14 protein-coding genes and 1 tRNA gene are annotated in these 17,661 nt (G+C 31.4%); 10 read left to right on the top strand and 5 right to left on the bottom strand.

The window, feature by feature from the left end:
- The first annotated feature begins 2 nt into the window (after positions 1-2).
- Complete coding sequence (locus tag ACUUYC_RS09005) at positions 3-1,007, top strand: PorP/SprF family type IX secretion system membrane protein (protein WP_474265377.1); 1,005 nt, start codon at positions 3-5, stop codon at positions 1,005-1,007.
- A 66-nt stretch (positions 1,008-1,073) separates the two neighbouring features.
- Complete coding sequence (gene lepB, locus ACUUYC_RS09000; RefSeq protein WP_474265376.1) at positions 1,074-2,057, top strand: signal peptidase I; 984 nt, start codon at positions 1,074-1,076, stop codon at positions 2,055-2,057.
- Positions 2,058-2,067: 10 nt separating this feature from the next.
- Here lepB and ACUUYC_RS08995 read toward each other — a convergent pair whose 3' ends face one another.
- Both ACUUYC_RS08995 and ACUUYC_RS08990 read right to left on the bottom strand, forming a co-directional pair.
- On the bottom strand, positions 2,068-2,583 hold the full coding sequence (locus ACUUYC_RS08995) for a hypothetical protein (protein ID WP_474265375.1): 516 nt from the start codon (positions 2,581-2,583) through the stop codon (positions 2,068-2,070).
- 59 nt (positions 2,584-2,642) lie between these two features.
- Positions 2,643-5,753: an efflux RND transporter permease subunit gene (locus ACUUYC_RS08990; RefSeq protein ID WP_474265374.1), complete on the bottom strand. Its 3,111-nt coding sequence runs from the start codon at positions 5,751-5,753 to the stop codon at positions 2,643-2,645.
- Positions 5,754-6,020: 267 nt separating this feature from the next.
- Here ACUUYC_RS08990 and ACUUYC_RS08985 point away from each other — a divergent pair, with 267 nt between their 5' ends.
- From ACUUYC_RS08985 to ACUUYC_RS08960, 6 genes are all read left to right on the top strand, one after another.
- Entirely contained in the window at positions 6,021-6,281 is a 261-nt protein-coding gene (locus tag ACUUYC_RS08985) for a hypothetical protein (protein WP_474265373.1), read from the top strand.
- Between the two features lie 139 nt (positions 6,282-6,420).
- On the top strand, positions 6,421-7,566 hold the full coding sequence (locus ACUUYC_RS08980) for a hypothetical protein (RefSeq protein ID WP_474265372.1): 1,146 nt from the start codon (positions 6,421-6,423) through the stop codon (positions 7,564-7,566).
- A complete protein-coding gene (locus ACUUYC_RS08975; RefSeq protein ID WP_474265371.1) occupies positions 7,563-8,030 on the top strand; it encodes a hypothetical protein in 468 nt (155 codons plus the stop codon). The genes ACUUYC_RS08980 and ACUUYC_RS08975 overlap by 4 nt, the downstream gene beginning before the upstream one ends.
- Positions 8,023-9,114 carry an efflux RND transporter periplasmic adaptor subunit gene (locus tag ACUUYC_RS08970; protein WP_474265370.1) on the top strand — a complete coding sequence of 364 codons (1,092 nt, stop codon included), beginning with the start codon at positions 8,023-8,025 and terminating at the stop codon, positions 9,112-9,114. The genes ACUUYC_RS08975 and ACUUYC_RS08970 overlap by 8 nt, the downstream gene beginning before the upstream one ends.
- Entirely contained in the window at positions 9,114-12,131 is a 3,018-nt protein-coding gene (locus tag ACUUYC_RS08965; protein ID WP_474265369.1) for an efflux RND transporter permease subunit, read from the top strand. Before ACUUYC_RS08970 ends, ACUUYC_RS08965 begins: the two co-directional genes overlap by 1 nt.
- Positions 12,132-12,282: 151 nt before the next feature.
- Positions 12,283-13,341, top strand: a complete 1,059-nt coding sequence (locus ACUUYC_RS08960) for a M57 family metalloprotease (protein ID WP_474265368.1) — start codon at positions 12,283-12,285, stop codon at positions 13,339-13,341.
- Between the two features lie 180 nt (positions 13,342-13,521).
- Here the strand turns inward: ACUUYC_RS08960 and ACUUYC_RS08955 are convergent, their stop codons facing one another.
- Positions 13,522-13,725, bottom strand: a complete 204-nt coding sequence (locus ACUUYC_RS08955; protein WP_474265367.1) for a class I lanthipeptide — start codon at positions 13,723-13,725, stop codon at positions 13,522-13,524.
- Positions 13,726-14,107: 382 nt separating this feature from the next.
- Here ACUUYC_RS08955 and ACUUYC_RS08950 point away from each other — a divergent pair, with 382 nt between their 5' ends.
- Both ACUUYC_RS08950 and ACUUYC_RS08945 read left to right on the top strand, forming a co-directional pair.
- Positions 14,108-14,884 carry a LytR/AlgR family response regulator transcription factor gene (locus tag ACUUYC_RS08950; RefSeq protein ID WP_474265366.1) on the top strand — a complete coding sequence of 259 codons (777 nt, stop codon included), beginning with the start codon at positions 14,108-14,110 and terminating at the stop codon, positions 14,882-14,884.
- 7 nt (positions 14,885-14,891) lie between these two features.
- A complete protein-coding gene (locus ACUUYC_RS08945; protein ID WP_474265365.1) occupies positions 14,892-15,983 on the top strand; it encodes a sensor histidine kinase in 1,092 nt (363 codons plus the stop codon).
- Between the two features lie 81 nt (positions 15,984-16,064).
- Here ACUUYC_RS08945 and ACUUYC_RS08940 read toward each other — a convergent pair.
- Positions 16,065-16,138: transfer RNA gene (locus ACUUYC_RS08940), tRNA-Asn, on the bottom strand.
- A gap of 99 nt (positions 16,139-16,237) precedes the next feature.
- Positions 16,238-17,563 (bottom strand): RIP metalloprotease RseP, encoded by a 1,326-nt coding sequence (rseP, locus tag ACUUYC_RS08935; protein WP_474265364.1) that lies wholly within the window; start codon positions 17,561-17,563, stop codon positions 16,238-16,240.
- Positions 17,564-17,661 lie beyond the last annotated feature (98 nt).

Here is a 17,661-nt window from a genome sequence, read left to right as displayed (position 1 = left end):
CTATGAAATTAAAAATATGCCTCTTTATTATTGGTTTATGCTTCATTCCTAGAATGCAAGCACAAGATCCTATATTTTCACAATACTTTTTAGTGCCACAAACTTTAAACCCTGGATTTGCAGGATTTTTAGAAACAACACACATTGGAATTATTCATAGAACACAATGGCCTGCACTAGGTTTACGAATTGATACAAACTATGCATTTGCTAGTACATGGTTTCCTGAAGCAAATAGTGGTGTTGGAATTAGCTTTCTTAATCAACGTGAAAGCCAAAGTGGATATGTTTTTTCTCAGTTTAATGTAAATTATGCCTACCAAGTACAACTAAGTGACGATTGGTATTTTAGGCCAGGAATAGAAGTTGGACGCGGCTGGAAAAATCTTGGCTTTCAAGGATTATTATTGGAAGATCAGATTAATATTCAAACCAACGTAATTAGTGCATCGTCCATTGATTTGTTATCATTAAATGATGGTGCTATTGGTTTTTGGGATATTTCTGCGGGATTACTATTTAATACTGAACAAGCTTGGATTGGCGTTTCGGCAAAACATTTAAATAGACCAAATATTTCATTGACACTTGGCGGAAATGTTCCATTAGAAACGTTCTTTTCCATCAGTGCTGGATATGAATTTTTAGTAACCGATTTTATCGATATCCGTTTTTTACCGTTTGAAACACGCTTAATGCTTACAGGAAATTATATGCATCAAGGTCGTTTTAATCGATTTGATTTGGGAACTTCACTGTCAGTCGGACGTTTCTTTTTAGGCGCGACTTTAGTGACGAACCCTTCTAAAAATAGTGGAAATAGTCATTTACTAACCTCTATCAACGCGTTTACAGGTTTGCAATACACCAACTTTCGTTTTGGGGTTTCGTATGATTTTAATACGTCTAAAATTGGAAGAACTGGCGGTGTATATGAACTTTCATTAACCTATCAATTTGATTCGGAAGCGAAACGCTGTTACGGCTGTCCTGATTATCAAAAATAATATGATTCATTTTTTATGAGTTTCAAAAAAAGAACATACAAACTACTATTTTTTTGCATAGGATGTATGTTCATTCTACTATTTCTAGTGTGGTCATCGCTTGTATTGACTTCTTTATTATTGCTTATTGTATTGGATGCTGTTTCGTTGACAATTTTAGGCAATTTTGTAAAAAAGAAGATGCCTCTAGAATTTTATCAAATCATAAAATACATATATAACATCATTGTATTTATATTTCTAATCACATTTGTACGTACGTTTATTTTTGATGTTTATTATGTTCCATCTAGTTCTATGGAAAAAACCTTGTTTCCAGGTAATTATGTTTTGGTCAACAAACTAACATACGGTGCAAAAGTTCCCGCACATTTTGCAGATGTTCCAGTTATTGGTCCACTTTTAAATCCATCATATGTTCCTGTAAAACACAATAGATACAGAAAATTAAAGGCATTTAAAAATTTAGAAAGAAATGATATCGTTGTGTTCAAATCGGTTGAAAAAAAGAAGAATACTTTATTGATTAAACGATTGATTGGAATGCCTGGCGATACATTAAAAATTAAAAATTCTGTAGTTAGCATCAATGCTAAAAAATTACCTGAACTCTCACTTTTTTGTTATCGTTATGTTGATGATAAAGGGCTTTTTCAAATGTACTCTAATAAAGAGATTGACACAATTTCGGCGACTCAAAAAGCTGTATTACAAAAAGTTATTTATGGTGAAATTTTCAAGTCAGCAACCATATTTCCAGCTTCTAAAAAAGATCAATGGACTATTGATAATTATGGTGCAATCATCATTCCTAAAAAAGGCATGACAATTCCGTTAACGGAAGAAAACATTGCGTTGTACGAACATTGTATTCGTGATTTTGAAAATGAAGGACATGTACTTTCTAGTCAAAATGTATCAACGTATACGTTTAAACAAAATTATTATTTTGCATTAGGCGATAATCGTCATAACTCTATAGATTCTCGCATATACGGATTTATTCCAGAAAATTATATTCAAGGGAAAATGACATTGGTGCTTTTGTAAAAGCAATGTTTTAGTCATCCAAATGCGATCTTAATGGTTTTAAATATTTAGTAAACCCTAAGTTCTTGATATAATTATATAATCTTTTACGTGTTATTTTACTAAACCCATTTGCTGGATATGAATAATCATCTGAAACTTTAATCATTTTTAACTCTGTTGCTGGAATATCTTCTGAAGAACTCAAAGAATTACATGATAAACACACACTAATTGTTGCTACAATTTTTCCTTTTAAATAATAAACAATTCCTAAATGAGGATCAAAACAAGCCATTGTTACATTTCCGTAACTTTCTTTAGAAGTTAGTATAACTTCTAGTTGATCAATTTGTTTTTTAGTAAGTGTTTTCTTTTTATGAATCTTCTCTTTTTCTTCGGCAAGACATCTTTCAATTGATAAACCTGCGTTTCCTTGATATTCATATGCAACGACTTTATCATATTTCAACTTATCAAATGGATTTGATTGACTATAGGTCAAAAATGGAATTAGTAATAAGCTTATAAATAATATTTTTTTCATTTCGATCATTTATTTTTTTCAACAAAATATGTACCACTAATTATGATAAACTTTATAAATCATCTTTTCTTCAAAGTAAAAACAGGTAAATACAATAGAATTCCAAGCAATGAAAACAGTAAGCCACCAATAGTTCCAATACCTAATGCAAACCAAAATACCTCGTTTTGCCCATCTTTTACAAACGGAATAAACCCTAATAAAGTAGATATTATAGTAAAGAGTATCGGAATTATTTTTTGTTGAAAAGCTTCCATATATAAACGGATACGATCACGGTTTGGAAATTGTTTTTTCAAGACATTGAATCCATTTACGATAAAAATAGAAGCATTTACGGTAATTCCACTTAGAAGTATAAAACTTGCCATTCCTCCTTGATCAAAATTAAAGTCAAAAAGATAGAACGTCAAAAACACACCAATAAATGATACTGGAATGATGCTTAAAATGATAAATGGTTGTGTTAAACTTTCAAATAATACTGCACAAATGAGGTAAATAATCCCCATAATTAATAGTAACAAATAAAAATAATTGGTTGTGTCTTTTTTGTTGTTATACCAAGATTCATCAGAAAAATCAAATGTATAACCAAGTGGTAATTTTTTCTGAATTTCCCTTAGTTTGTCGTACACTAATTGTGACCCAAATTTTGAAGCACCAACATATTGAAATTCAACCAACCGAACATATTCTTGATTTTCTTTATAAATATTTTCTGTTTCTCGTTGTTTATGAATTGTTGCACTATTTTTAAGCAGTATTGGAACATTTTCTGCATTAACTATTGTGTTTTCTATATGCCAACGTTGCGCACTTTTAGATGTTTTAGACACAAATCGAATTGGCATGTATTTTCCATCAACATGTACATACATATCTTGACGTTTGGAAAGTGTTAGCTCTTCAAGACCTGAGAGTACTTGCAAAGGTGTTACATTGGCTTGTGCCAATTGTTCTTTATTGAGTACAAAACGATATTCATACGATGGTTTTTTATTTCTGCGACTGTTTTCACGCACTTCTACATGTTTAATTCGCGTGTTTTTTTCAAGTATCATTTTAAGCGTATCTGCCCAACTATTCAACATATCATAGTTATACCCTTTTCCTTTTAAGGAAAAATCTATGAGTTCTGTATTACTATTTCCAGCTCTAAATCCATTACCAACACCGTAAATATTCCATGAAATTCCACCGAAATTTTTTGTCTTTGCAATGATTCGAGATTTCAAAATAAACGGAAAGTCAGTTTCTTTATAAACATCTTTAAATGTAATTTCTATTTGCGCATTGTCAGCATTATATACATAGCTTGTAAATTGTTGCAATTCAGCATATGATTGCAACTCATTCTCGAGCATTAAAAACACTTCATTCATTTGATGTACTGTTGCACCTTTTTCCATTGCTGCCGATATGTACAGTTTCGTTTCTTCATTTTCTTCATAAAAAGAAGTATCAAAAACATATTGAGAAAACAATCGGAATGATCCGCCTAAATAACGATCAACATACGGGCGCATATTTTCTTTATACCAATCGTTTCCAATGGAAGAATTATATGCTTTTTCATACCAAGTATCATTACTTTCCAACTGTTGTGGTAACATAAAAAAAGGAATCCCAAAAAGTAAAATAATAATAACAATGACTGTTTTTTTAAACCGGATTAAAACCAAAATCATTTTATGATAAAACACGTAAAAGCTATTATATAAAAGTGTTTTTTGTTGTTTTTCACCTTTTGTAGATAGTCTAATTTTTTCCAACAATGCAGGAATTAAAAATAAGGCAATCAGTAAAGAAACACCTAAATTGATAATGATTACATATGCGAAATCAATCAAATTTGTTTTGTATTGATCTTCTAAAAAATAGATAACTGACAAAGCGCCAATTGTTGTTAACGTAGAAGCCACAATAGGCAAAAAAACACTTTTATGATGCTGATAACGAATATGATTGATCATCACAATACTATTGTCAATGATGAGTCCTAACGAAATTGTGATTCCAGCTAGTGAATACAACTGCAATTCTATTCCAAACGCAAAATATAGTATAAATGCCAGGCTAATATTGGCCACGATAGAAAGTAATGTCACAAACAAATATTTGAAACTTCTACTCACTATCAAAATAAAAACCAGCAAAATAAGTACTGTGTACAAAGTTCGTTCGTATACTTTACTAAGTTCTTTTCGTAAATAGTTGGTGCTGTCGTATGTTTTTAGAATTTCATAATCAGCAGGCAATTGTTTTTCCAGTGTTTTTAGCTTCGTTTGTACTTCTTCTGCAAGTGATAAGGTATTTGCATTTTTTGTAGCGTATATGGCAAGTGTAATAGCGTCTTTTCCATTGACACGGTAATAATTTCTTCGTTCTTGAGCAGTTGATTGAATACGTGCTACTTCATCCAAATAGATAATCTTTTCATTTACTTTTCTAATAGGAATATGCCAATCTACAACCGTTTCATTTGGCTTAATTATAAGTGACCCAAATGATTCTTGATAGTATACACTTCCTAATGATTCTTTTGAAAAGAATTGCCGAATTGCTGTAATCAAATCTTGTTTAGAAAGTTTCAGTACTTGAAGCAACTCATTATCATAAGTAATCCGATATTCCAAAGGTGTTGCTCCATATAATTGAACTCGATCTACATTTTTAATCGCTCCAATAGTAGGAATCAATTGTGAATTTACTACTTCATGAATCACCTGTGTACTTTGTGACGCGTTGATACTATAGCTTACAAAAGCACGTTGCTGTTCATCGTTTGGTGTATTAACTCGAATAGTTGGATATGAAGTTTGTTGTGGCAACTTTTTGTACAATTGCCGTATTATGGTTGCTGTTTCAAATCGGGCAACATCAATATCGGTATGCTTGTCAAAATTTAAAGTGATGAATCCGTAGTTTGTAGCACTTTTAGATATTATATCTTCTACACCTTCCAACCTAGCAAAACCAGCTTCTAAAACTGACGAAACATCGCGTTCTAATGTATACGGAGTAGCGTTGGTTAAAAAATAACTAACTGTAATCGATGGAAGCTTGGAAGATGGATACAGTTGAAGCGCTATTTTTGGCAACAAAAACAGACCAACAAAAGTTAGGATCAGAAATATAACTTGTATTTTAAAGGAAGGAATTTTCATCTTTTATATACTGCTATGCAAGCAAATTTTATATCAAAAAACTACACAGCAAATACTTTTACTACAAGATATAGAATTTATTGACATCCTAAGACTACAAAGCTATCTCAAGCCAACAAACACACATTATTAATTGATTATCAATTATATAGACTCAAATTTTATAGAAAAACCTTACTTATAAGAAGGTGATTTAGCTATTATTTGCGAAATATTAACATTAAATTGTAGGTATAACCAAATAAATTATTTTAAAAACTAACAATTATGAAAAAAAGAATTTTTACAGTTGCTTTAGCGGCAACTTTCCTGTTTGCAGGAGCGATGTTATTTCAAGTTGAAAACGCAGAAGCACAAGATGCTACACCAGTAGACGCATATCCTGAGTTAGGAAAATGGATTGCAGTTTACAATGGTGATGCAACTGCTAAATACGAAAGATGTTTTGCGCACAGTACAGATGAATGTCATGTTGGAGACAGAAGAAAACTAGCTCCAGCAGGTCCAGCCGTGCCAGTTGGCAATTAATAGCGTATTAATTATATGAAAAATTATCTATAACAGCTAAAGCATTACAAGTGTTTTAGCTGTTTATCTATGTTATGAATTAACATATAATCTAAAAGTATTCCAATACTATACTAACATTTTTGACACTATTTATTTTATGAAAAAGTATTCCTATAGCTTACTCATACTTTTCATTTGTATACTATCCTATTCTTGTAAAAAAGAAACTAATAATTCAACAGAAAACTATACACATACTATTATTAGTAAAGATTCCTTAGATATTCGTTTGCCAGAAACGATAGATATTTCTTTTTTTAAAAAAGATATTGATGAAAACATCTTATACGGATTACAGAAAAATGAAATCATCAAAGTAGACTTAAAAGTAAAACAATTTGCTGGAAAAATTGAAATTCCTAGTTTTTATATTACCTCTGAATTATCGTCTATTCATGTGATAAATAAAGACAGTATTTTGGTTACTGATTCGGAAACATCTTTCCTTTTAATTGACGCTAAAGGAGAAGTCCTCAATAAATATTCTATTTCAGAAAGTACTTTACTACCGGAAGATAGTCAAATACTAACGCTACCTTCATATATAAAACTTCATGAAGATGGACAAAATGTATATTTTCCTATTTTACATTATGCATATTTGGTACGACCTTGGGAATACAAAAAAAGTAATCGAATTGGTGTTTTAAATTTAACATCAGAAAAGGTTACGAAATTCATCATTCCAACTGCAAAAAGTGCTTATGTACCAAAGGGCTACAATTATCCCGATGATGTGTTAGAACCAAATGTAACAGTAATAAACAATAATATTCTTGTTTCATATCCGTATGATAATATTTTGGAAGTATTTACACTTTCGGGTGAATTTCGTTTTCGCAAAAAAATACCAAGTCAATACATTTCGGAAAATCCAGAGCCTATGAAAATCGAAACGTATAAAGTAAGACAGAAAAGGTGGAATTATAGAATAACAATGCCTTTTTACGATAATATTAATTATCATAAATCAACCGGATTGTATTCTCGCATCGCTTATCATGAGCAGCCATTAAAAATGAACAATGGAAAACTCAATAATGGAAGCAAAAGAACTGCTTCTATAATTTTGATGGATTCAGAATTTAATATCGTTGGTGAAACCTTATTTGAAAACGGTTCACTTGGCGTGTACAAATCGATTCCGTTACCTGATGGTTATCTCATTGCTCCAAATCAAGAATACTGGAAATATGAAGACCAATTGATTTATACAACCAAACTCCTAATTGAAAAACTATGATGAAATATGTACTGCTGCTATGTTTCTGTATTTCTCTTTCAGGATGTGCACCAAAGGAACCAAAATGTGAATTCTACGAAGGTTTTTCATTTTACATGAAAGAAGAACACAACATTACAATTGCTTCAGTTACATCCACAATTTATTATTTGATGCCCATGAGTGGATGCAAACCTTGTGTGGAATCAAACCTAGAAATGTTAGCCTCTATCTCTAAAAGTGACTCTTTAACTATCATTTTTATAGGAGTTTCTGAAATAGAACAATATACTTCGGAAGCAATTGCATTAAAAACCAAACATAATTATTTAGAAGATATTGATAGAAGTATTAGTGCTTACGAAACAAATTTCGGAAAACCTTTGTTGATTCATATTGATAAAGAAAACTGTAAATACTACGAAGAAATTACAGATTTGGAAGTTGATAAAGCAAAAAAATATCTAGAAGAGCATCATGAATAAAACGTTTTTACATATCGTACTGTTTTTAACCTTTTTATCGTGTAGTGATAAAAACGAAACAACTTCGCTTGAAGAAAAAGGACAAGAAATAGCACGAGTTGCACAACAATTAACAGTAGAAACTGTAAAAATTGACAGCGCAGTTTTTCAAAAGCAAATTATGTCTAACGGCATTGTAGAGGCCTTGCAAAAAAGTGAACTTCGATTTAAAATTAGCGAACGTATTGCCAATGTTCTTATTAAAAATGGCACATTTGTTAGCAAAGGAACTCTATTAGCAACCTTAGACAATGAAGTTTTAAAAAACCTTCTTGAAAAGGCACAAATTGACTTAGAAAAAGCAAAACGCAATTTTATTGAAGAAAAAATAAACTATGGTTTTGCAGGAGTTGACAATACAAAAATTGATCCTGTAAAGCTAAAATATATGTATTTGAGAAGCGGTTATACAGAAGCCCAAAACGCACTTGAAAATGCTCAAATACGCTACAATCAAACACTATTACAAGCTCCATTTAGTGGCATTGTTGCCAATTTGGAAAGTAAAACAGGTGACTTTGTAACTTCTGGTGATATATTTTGTACAATTATCAATAGAAAAAAACTCGAAGTTGCTTTTCTAGTATTAGAAAACGAGCTTCCATTTTTGGAAATCAATCAGAAGATTACGGTTACATCTTTTATCGATACTAAAATGCAATATGAAGGAATCGTTACCGAAATAAACCCGTTAGTTGATGAAAATGGTCTCGTAAAAGTAAAAGGGAACATTCTAAAATCAGATGCTTCGTTGTTTGACGGAATGCATGTAAAAGTGCTTCTACATAAACCATTAAAAAACGTCTTAGTTATTCCCCGAGAAGCAGTTGTATTTAGAGAAGATAAAGAAGTAGTTTTTACTACAGAAAATGGCAAAGCAAAGTGGAATTATATTGAAATTTTAGATGAAAATAGTAAAAGTTATGCATTACAAAAAGGATTGAAATATGGTGATACTATTATTGTTTCTGGAAACATGAACTTATCACATGACGCTAAAATTTCGCCTACGTTCCGATCGCAAAAAGAAGAAAATTTACACTAATGGTTCGGTTTTTAATCCAAAAACCAATTGCTGTTTTTATGGTAACATTTGCTGTGTTGCTTCTAGGGATTGTCGCTTCACAACGCATTCCAACTTCATTATTACCAGATATTGATATTCCTGAAGTTACGGTGCAACTTTCCTACCCTAATAATACTGCACGTATTTTAGAAACCAACATTGTCCGACCATTACGAAATCAATTGTTGCAAGTCGCAAATTTGACTGATATTCAAACTCAATCAAGAGACGGAATTGCTACCTTAAAACTTAGGTTTGCCTATGGCACCAATACAGATTATGCGTTTATAGAAACCAATGAAAAAGTAGATGCCGCGCTCAATCAATTGCCACGTGATATGGAGCGACCAAGAGTTTTAAAAGCTTCTGCAACTGATATTCCAATTGTAAATATTACCATTTCCTTAGCAGAAAATTACTCCGATGAGCAGTTTCTCGCGTTAAGCGAATTCACAGAAACAGTTATCAAAAAACGTATTGAACAGCTCCCTGATATTGCGTTAGCTGATGTAAGTGGACAAGCACTTCCTGAAATTATTATTACACCACATCAACAAAAATTAACTAGTTTAGGAATTACCAATAAAATTCTCATTAATGCTATTAAAAGCAATAATTTTGAACTTGGGAATTTAACCATTCAAAATGGTACTTATCAATACAATTTCACTTTCACCAATCCATTACAAACACAAGAAGACATTGAAACAATTTACCTCAACATTCATGGTAAAATTTTTCAGTTAAAAGATTTGGCGAGTGTAGCTATAACATCGCGGCAAGAACGTGGATTAACATATTATAATGGAAAACGTGCGATTGTATTGGCAATTATAAAGCAAGCTGACGCTAGAATGTACGAACTCAAAACGTCATTAGAAACATTAATTCAAGCGTTTGAAAACGATTATCCTACGATAGAATTTGCTACAAATCAAGATCAAACTAAGCTTTTGCAATTGTCCATTGACAACTTAAAATCAAGCTTGTGGATTGGTAGTATTTTGGCAATTTTAATTATGTTTTTCTTCTTGAAAGATGTAAAATCACCATTAATTATCGCCATCAGCATTCCTACTTCTTTGCTTATAAGTGTGCTTTTGCTGTATCTTTTTGGGCGTTCTATCAATATTATTTCACTTTCTGGATTGATTCTTGGCGTTGGTATGATGATCGATAATTCTATTATAGTTATTGATAATATTACGCAAAAACTTGAAGCCAATCATACTATACTTGAAGCCTGCGTAGCAGGAACAAACGAGATAATTTCACCGCTCATTAGTTCAGTGTTAACGACCTGTTCGGTGTTTTTACCTTTGCTTTTTTTAAGTGGAATTACGGGCAGTTTATTCTTTGATCAAGCATTGGCAGTTTCTATCGGATTAGGAGCTTCTTTGCTAGTTTCTATCTTTTTAATTCCGCCAATATATAAACAATTAAGAAGTAGAAAAATACATTTCGGCACACAGTTTCGTATGAACCTTAAAACACAAAATGTTGAAACTTGGTATGAAAAAGGATATCGATTTTTCTTTACGAAAAAGTGGATTGTGTACAGCATTTCTATTGTAAGTATTTGTATTGCAATTGTATTATTTAATGTAATGAAATATGAACAATTGCCTGAAATTACAGAGAATGAAACTATTTTAACTATTGACTGGAGTACACAAATTAATGTACATGAAAATCAACGTAGGATTCAAACTATTTTAGAGGATATTCCTGAAGTAACAACAACTTTTTCACAAATTGGAGAACAACAATTTTTACTACAACAGGAAAGCATAAAAAGTATTTCTGAAGCTTCAATTTATATAAAGGCAACTTCTACAAAAGAAATTAATCATATAAAAAAATTGCTCCAACAAAAATTATTGAATACATACAAAGGTGTAAATTATAGTTTTGATAGACCTAAAACTATTTTTGAATATATTTTCAATACGCAAAACAATATGTTAGTTGCGGAAGTATTTTCAAAAAGAACATCGGAAGTTCCGAATGAAGAAAATATTTATCAAATTAAAAATCTATTACACCAGCAAACAATTGCTGAAATCCCTTTACAGCAAACAGTTTCCATTCAAATTCTTCATGAAAGTTTAGCGCTCTATAACGTAAATTACAATAGCCTTGTTGATGAGCTCAAAACTGCATTTAGTCAAAATTTTATTGATGATTTAAAAACGGCAAAAAAGTTTATTCCAATCAAATTAAATTATAAGATTGCCAATGTAGAGAATGTAATTAATCGATTGTTTGTACGAAATGAAAATGGCGCTAATATTCCAATCAAAAATTTAATCAAATTACAACGAATTCAACAATATAAAACGATTAAAGCTAACAGAAACGGTGAATACATTGGTTTTCCTATACAGAATGAAACACAAGCAGAAACAGCTATAAAAAACATTCAAACGATATTTAAAAAACATCCTGATGTGAATGTTCGATTTTCGGGAAGTTGGCTTTCCATTCAGGAATTAAAAAACGAATTACTTATCGTCATCTTAGTTGCTGTATTATTGTTGTATTTCATTATGGTTGCACAGTTTGAATCGTTATGGCAACCATTCATTATTCTACTTGAAATTCCAATTGATATTGGCGGCGCTTTGCTCCTACTTTGGTTATTTGGCGAATCGATCAATATTATGGCCGTTATTGGAATTATTGTGATGTGCGGTGTAATTATTAATGATAGTATTTTAAAAATTCACACTATTAATTTATTGCAAAAACAAGGTTTATCTACTGAAGATGCAATCAAAAAAGGCGGAAGATTGCGTATAAAGCCTATTTTAATGACATCGCTAACTACTATTCTAGCATTGTTACCTTTTTTATTTATGAGTGGCTTAGGAGCTACCTTGCAAAAACCATTGGCATTAGCTGTTATTGGCGGAATGCTTATAGGAACATTTATCAGCTTATATTTTATTCCTTTGGTCTATTCGTCTTTACATCAGCAATTCAAAAAAAGCTGATAAATCGTGTTAAAGTAACCATATCATCATTATTTTATTACCTTTTTTTCATGTAAACGTTATCTTATCGTAACCGTAATACAACTACTTTTTTCCCATAAATGCATCGATCAAGTTTTGAATAAGTTTAGACAATTAAAAACTTTATATCATGAAAAAAATCATTTATTTAATTGCGGTAGTTTTACCCTTTTCTTTTTTTAGTTGTAGTACAGATACAACAGAAATAATAGAAGAAAATCAGACAAGTGAAGAACTCTTTATAGATGTTCTTGAAGAAATTAAAAGCTTAGGCTTTTCTGAAAAAGATATTGTTGACATGGGAACGTATTATCTTGTTGGAAACGATATTACATTTTCAAAAGAAGGCAGACCAAAGCCAGTTGAAGGCATAGGAACAGATCCGAAGCAACGCAGAACAACGTATTTAGTTTCTGATAAAACTATTGGTGTTCGTATTGATCCTTCTTTACCATCAAACTGGAAAACAGCAACCAGAGATGCTATGGACGAATGGAATGCAAATTCTGGAAGTTCAATCTTCTTATATGAAACTGACTATTATTGGCCATACCAAGGAGGTTTCTTATTTAATCCAGAAATTCAAGTAATGAATGACGCTGTAAATCCTTTACCAAACAATACAATTGCTGCTGCTGAATTTCCTACTTCTAATGGACAACCTGGCTATAGAATTCGTATCAACTTAAGTTTTAATGCATGTAGTGTAAGCAATAACTTAAGAAAGTTTAATATGATACACGAGTTTGGACATTGTTTAACATTTGCTCATAGTAATACTAGCTTTGGAACTCATATTAGCGGAACGCCAACAAATGATCCAAATTCTGTAATGAATGGCGGAACAGCTTGTACATTGAGCAGCGGGCTTTCATCAGGAGATAGAACAGCTGTTAATACATTATATCCTTTACAAATAAATGCACCAACAAATGTAAATGCATATCATGATGGAGATGAAGAATTAGACGTTACTTGGACGGCAGTTTCAGGAGCTGTAAGTTATCGTATTTATAATAATATAAAAGAAAGCGGAAAGACAGGTTGGTATCATTACAGAAATACTACTTCAAATAGTTATGGAAGAGAATTGAAGCGTAAATATCGTAATGGTTACAAAATTCGAGTAACAGCTATTGACGCTAATGGTAATGAAAGTAAAATGACAGAAGCTAATTACAACTGGTAGGGTTTAAAAAGCAGTTTCACATTTTACACAAAAAGCTATTTCTATATGGGAATAGCTTTTTTAGTTTTGAATAAGATATGCCCAAGTTGTGTATAAAATAAAACTTCCTCCAAAAACTATCGGAGGAAGTCTGTATAAAGAAACTACTTGGTTAGTTTCTTGTGTATAATCTGACAATCATTATACCATTGGAGGTGGACAAGCTAAACTAGTACATCCTATTGGATCAAATGTTGGTGGACAAATCATAATCATTGAACCTAGTGTTGTAGGCGTACCAAATGTGGTGAATCCACCTTTTGCATTTGTAACTTCTCTCTCGTTTAACTTCGCAATTTTTGATTTTTTAATTACTAACGATTTTTTTATGAACTGTTTTTTCATTGTTTAAAAATTTAAAATTAGTTTTTCCTGAATGTTCTTCGTCGGTCAGGATTTCCAACTTTGATTGCAATCTTGATATAATCAAATGTATAAACCTACTTAATATCAATATGTTAACAGGAAGCGAAGTGGATTAAAAAGGATTTGAAATACATTCTTTTTGATATAATATTATTCTTACCTAAAGATGTTAAAAATCTTAACATACTATTTGTCAATAAATAGCTAGAATAGAGATCTTTAATGAAGTAAAACAACTGCTGTTTGATGTAAACGTATCATATTGATGCCTTAAAATACCGTTTATTGATGTTAATATTGATTCGAATTTATGTGAGAGAAAAATAATTATGTATTTTCTTCTTGCAAACAACAATTCTTTATGGAAATCACTACTCTTATCATAGATGACGAACCGTTAGCACGACTACGAATTAGGAATCTGTTGACAGATTGTACTCAAATTCATATCCTAGATGAATGTAGAACAGGAAGCGAAGCTATTTCTAAGATTAAAGAATATACGCCCGATTTGATTTTTCTCGATATTCAAATGAAAGATATGACAGGTTTTGAAGTGTTGGAAAAACTAACACTTCCTAAAAAGACATTGATTGTTTTTGTAACAGCTTATGACGAATTTGCGCTGAAAGCTTTCGATTATTTGGCTTTTGATTACTTGTTAAAACCTTTTAAAGACGAACGATTTTATAAAACTATCGATCATATTATAGATACGCATGCCCAGGAAAGTCAGAAAGCATTCAATAAACGGCTAGACCAATTGCTGACAATGATCAAAACTCCAGAACAATCTGTACAAAAAGAGTTCTGCCACAATTTACCCATACGAACTGGAAACAAAGTGCATTTTGTAACCGTTTCAGACATTATATGTATTACTGCTTCTAGCTACTATGCAGAAATTCATACGGAACATAAAAAATACGTATTGAGAATATCGCTTACGAAGTTAATTCAGAAACTAGATCCTAGTATGTTTGCAAGAATACATCGATCTACGATCATTAATATTGCTTACATCAATGAGCTGATTCATTCAAATTTTGGGGAATTGGATATAAAAATGAAGGATCATAAAATATTTCGAATTAGTAAAACATATAAAAAGGAGTTTTTACATAAAATAGGAATATAGGATGAACATGATAAAAAAATACCTAGATGTAAAGTTGGTAAAGTTTCTCGCTCTTTTTTGCCTCGTAATGGTTACAGTTACATTTTTCCAAATATCATATTTTGAAATCCAAAGCGAAGAAACGTATGATTGGTTAGACGGTTTCATAAAACACTTCTTGGTGGATTGGATAGTCATTTGCTTTTTTATGTCAATTGTATCAATGATTACTAGAATGTTTTTTCTAAAAAATATTCGTTCTATATATATTATTCTATTTCACCTAATTGTATCTCTCTGTATTGGTTGGATATTTTCACTGACTCATTCGGGCGTCTTATTATTATTAGGAAAAATAGATTATCCAACATTCCAACATTATACTTCTTTTAATATGGTAATTGCATATTTATCTAGAACTTTCATGATGTATTTCGGGATAACCGGAATCATTTACGCATACTATTATAGTAATAAATTAAAAACAGCGGAACTACAAAGAGCGATACTTTCCGAGCAATTGACGCATACTCGAATGCGTGTATTAAAATCTCAATTACAACCACATTTTTTATTCAATACTTTGAATAGTATTTCTTCACTAATAGAAACGAATACAAAGCAAGCACAAAACACATTGAACGATCTAAGCGACCTTTTAAGAGAAGTCATTATACTCAAAGAAGATCATTTTAACACTTTAGAGCAGGAATTATACATTCTACAAAAGTATATAGACATTATTTTAATTCGTTATTCTGACCATTTGACTATCACTACGGATATTGTTTCAAATATTGAAAATACGCCAGTTCCACTTATGATGATTCAGCCTATAGTAGAAAATGCTATCAAACACGGGTTTACTAGAAACACAAACGCGTTACAAATTAAAATTTCTATTATTGAAAAAGGTGAACATTTACTTTTTGAAATTAAAAACAATGGTACGCCCATATCAGGTACATTGGACGAATTAGCCAGCAAAGGAACTGGAATCAGTAATATTATAAATCGCTTGGATGCACTATATCAAAACGATTATAGTTTTGAAATTGTAAATTCGGGTGTGTGGGTTATTGTTAGCATAAAAATATTACGATTTCAAAAAAACAGCTGAAATAACTTGGAAAGTTGGCGGTTTTATGAAAAGTATAGCCATAAAAAAAGCCATCATTTCTGATGGCTTTTAAAAGCTTTGCTCCTCTTCAAAGACTCGAACTTTGGACCCTCTGATTAACAGTCAGATGCTCTAACCAACTGAGCTAAAGAGGAGTGTTATTGCTTTTTGCGGTTGCAAATATATGCTATTTTTTTTTTCGAACAAATATTTTTTTTAAAAATTTTAAAAACTTTTTTACACTACTTGTAGCCTTATTTAATTAAATTCCAAATATCGTTTCCAAAGATCACCACCATTAAACTCATAATGATCACAAAGCCAACAATCTGACCTATTTCCATCACTTTTTGAGATGGAGCTTTCCCTACAATAATTTCATATAGTAAAAACATTACATGTCCACCATCTAATGCAGGAATTGGTAATATATTTAAAAAGGCTAACCATACAGAAAACATTGCCATGAATCCCCAAAAGAATTGCCAATTCCACGTTGTTGGCATAATTTCTACAATTCCAATTGGTCCTTTTACCTTTTTGTATCCTTTTATTACTGGATTGAAGATTAGTTTGAATTGTTTTACCTGACGCACCAATACATTGATTGTTTCTTCAAATCCTCTTGGAACTGCTTCAAAGAAGCCATATTCCTTTGTTATGGATAGTTTTTGTTCTGCTAACGTAAGATCTGGTTGTACACCTAATCCTAAACTATCAGATACTTTTGCTGTAATATCTATAACTTCGTTTTGTCTTTTTATCTTTAGAGCAATGGTACTTCCTTTACTTTTACCTATTTCTTCTGTGAATTCATCCCAAAACTCTAGTTTCACATTGTTAGCAGTTATGATTTCATCTCCTTTTAAGATTCCTGCTTCCTTTGCGTTAGTGCTGTCAATAACTTTTCCAATAATTAATGAATTGTATCGCGGAATAATTATTTGTCGTCCTCTGCGTTCTAATGCCGCTTTTTTACCTTCGTCACTTAATGCTACTGTTACTTCTTTTCCACTTCTCATTACAGTAACATCATCACCAAGTAATAAGTCCATGTTTAAGTACTTATCAAGTTTTTCTACAGGTTTTCCATCAATTGCAATGATGTTATCTCCTGTTTGTAACCCAATTTGCTCACTAACACTATCAAAGTATAATCCGTGTTCTATTTTATTTACAGGAATGTAGTTTTCTCCATAGTACGTAAATAAAGCTATGTATATAAACCATGCGAGTAAGAAGTTTACAATAACTCCACCTAACATAATGATTAAACGTTGCCAAGCTGGTTTAGAACGGAATTCCCATGGTTCAGGTGGTTTTTCCATTTGTTCCTTATCCATGCTTTCATCAATCATTCCAGCAATCTTAACATATCCACCTAGTGGAAGCCATCCAATACCGTATACCGTATCTCCTACTTTCTTTTTTACTAATGAAAACCAAGGATCAAAAAATAAGTAGAACTTCTCAACTTTTGTTTTAAAAAGCTTTGCTGGTATAAAATGCCCCAATTCGTGAAGAATCACTAAAATTGATATGATTAGGATAAACGATGTAATCTGAATAAATACTCCCATTTAGGTATAAAAATGTTTATAGAACGCACAAAAGTAAGCTTTTATGACAACTTAAAAAAGGCTCAAACCTACCTATATGTTTTTTTTAAAACAATTAA

The sequence above is a fragment of the Kordia sp. E genome (assembly GCF_056033805.1).
This window is presented reverse-complemented; position numbering and strand designations above follow the sequence as displayed.

What these genes read in the sequence shown, in the direction of transcription:
- ACUUYC_RS09005 (WP_474265377.1), top strand. Translation starts at nt 3, where the DNA reads ATGAAATTAAAAATATGCCTCTTTATTATTGGTTTATGCTTCATTCCT.
- ACUUYC_RS08970 (WP_474265370.1), top strand. Translation starts at nt 8,023, where the DNA reads ATGAATAAAACGTTTTTACATATCGTACTGTTTTTAACCTTTTTATCG.
- rseP (WP_474265364.1), bottom strand. Translation starts at nt 17,563, where the DNA reads ATGGGAGTATTTATTCAGATTACATCGTTTATCCTAATCATATCAATT.
- ACUUYC_RS08985 (WP_474265373.1), top strand. Translation starts at nt 6,021, where the DNA reads ATGAAAAAAAGAATTTTTACAGTTGCTTTAGCGGCAACTTTCCTGTTT.
- ACUUYC_RS08990 (WP_474265374.1), bottom strand. Translation starts at nt 5,753, where the DNA reads ATGAAAATTCCTTCCTTTAAAATACAAGTTATATTTCTGATCCTAACT.
- ACUUYC_RS08960 (WP_474265368.1), top strand. Translation starts at nt 12,283, where the DNA reads ATGAAAAAAATCATTTATTTAATTGCGGTAGTTTTACCCTTTTCTTTT.
- ACUUYC_RS08995 (WP_474265375.1), bottom strand. Translation starts at nt 2,583, where the DNA reads ATGAAAAAAATATTATTTATAAGCTTATTACTAATTCCATTTTTGACC.
- ACUUYC_RS08945 (WP_474265365.1), top strand. Translation starts at nt 14,892, where the DNA reads ATGATAAAAAAATACCTAGATGTAAAGTTGGTAAAGTTTCTCGCTCTT.
- lepB (WP_474265376.1), top strand. Translation starts at nt 1,074, where the DNA reads ATGTTCATTCTACTATTTCTAGTGTGGTCATCGCTTGTATTGACTTCT.
- ACUUYC_RS08955 (WP_474265367.1), bottom strand. Translation starts at nt 13,725, where the DNA reads ATGAAAAAACAGTTCATAAAAAAATCGTTAGTAATTAAAAAATCAAAA.
- ACUUYC_RS08980 (WP_474265372.1), top strand. Translation starts at nt 6,421, where the DNA reads ATGAAAAAGTATTCCTATAGCTTACTCATACTTTTCATTTGTATACTA.
- ACUUYC_RS08950 (WP_474265366.1), top strand. Translation starts at nt 14,108, where the DNA reads ATGGAAATCACTACTCTTATCATAGATGACGAACCGTTAGCACGACTA.
- ACUUYC_RS08975 (WP_474265371.1), top strand. Translation starts at nt 7,563, where the DNA reads ATGATGAAATATGTACTGCTGCTATGTTTCTGTATTTCTCTTTCAGGA.
- ACUUYC_RS08965 (WP_474265369.1), top strand. Translation starts at nt 9,114, where the DNA reads ATGGTTCGGTTTTTAATCCAAAAACCAATTGCTGTTTTTATGGTAACA.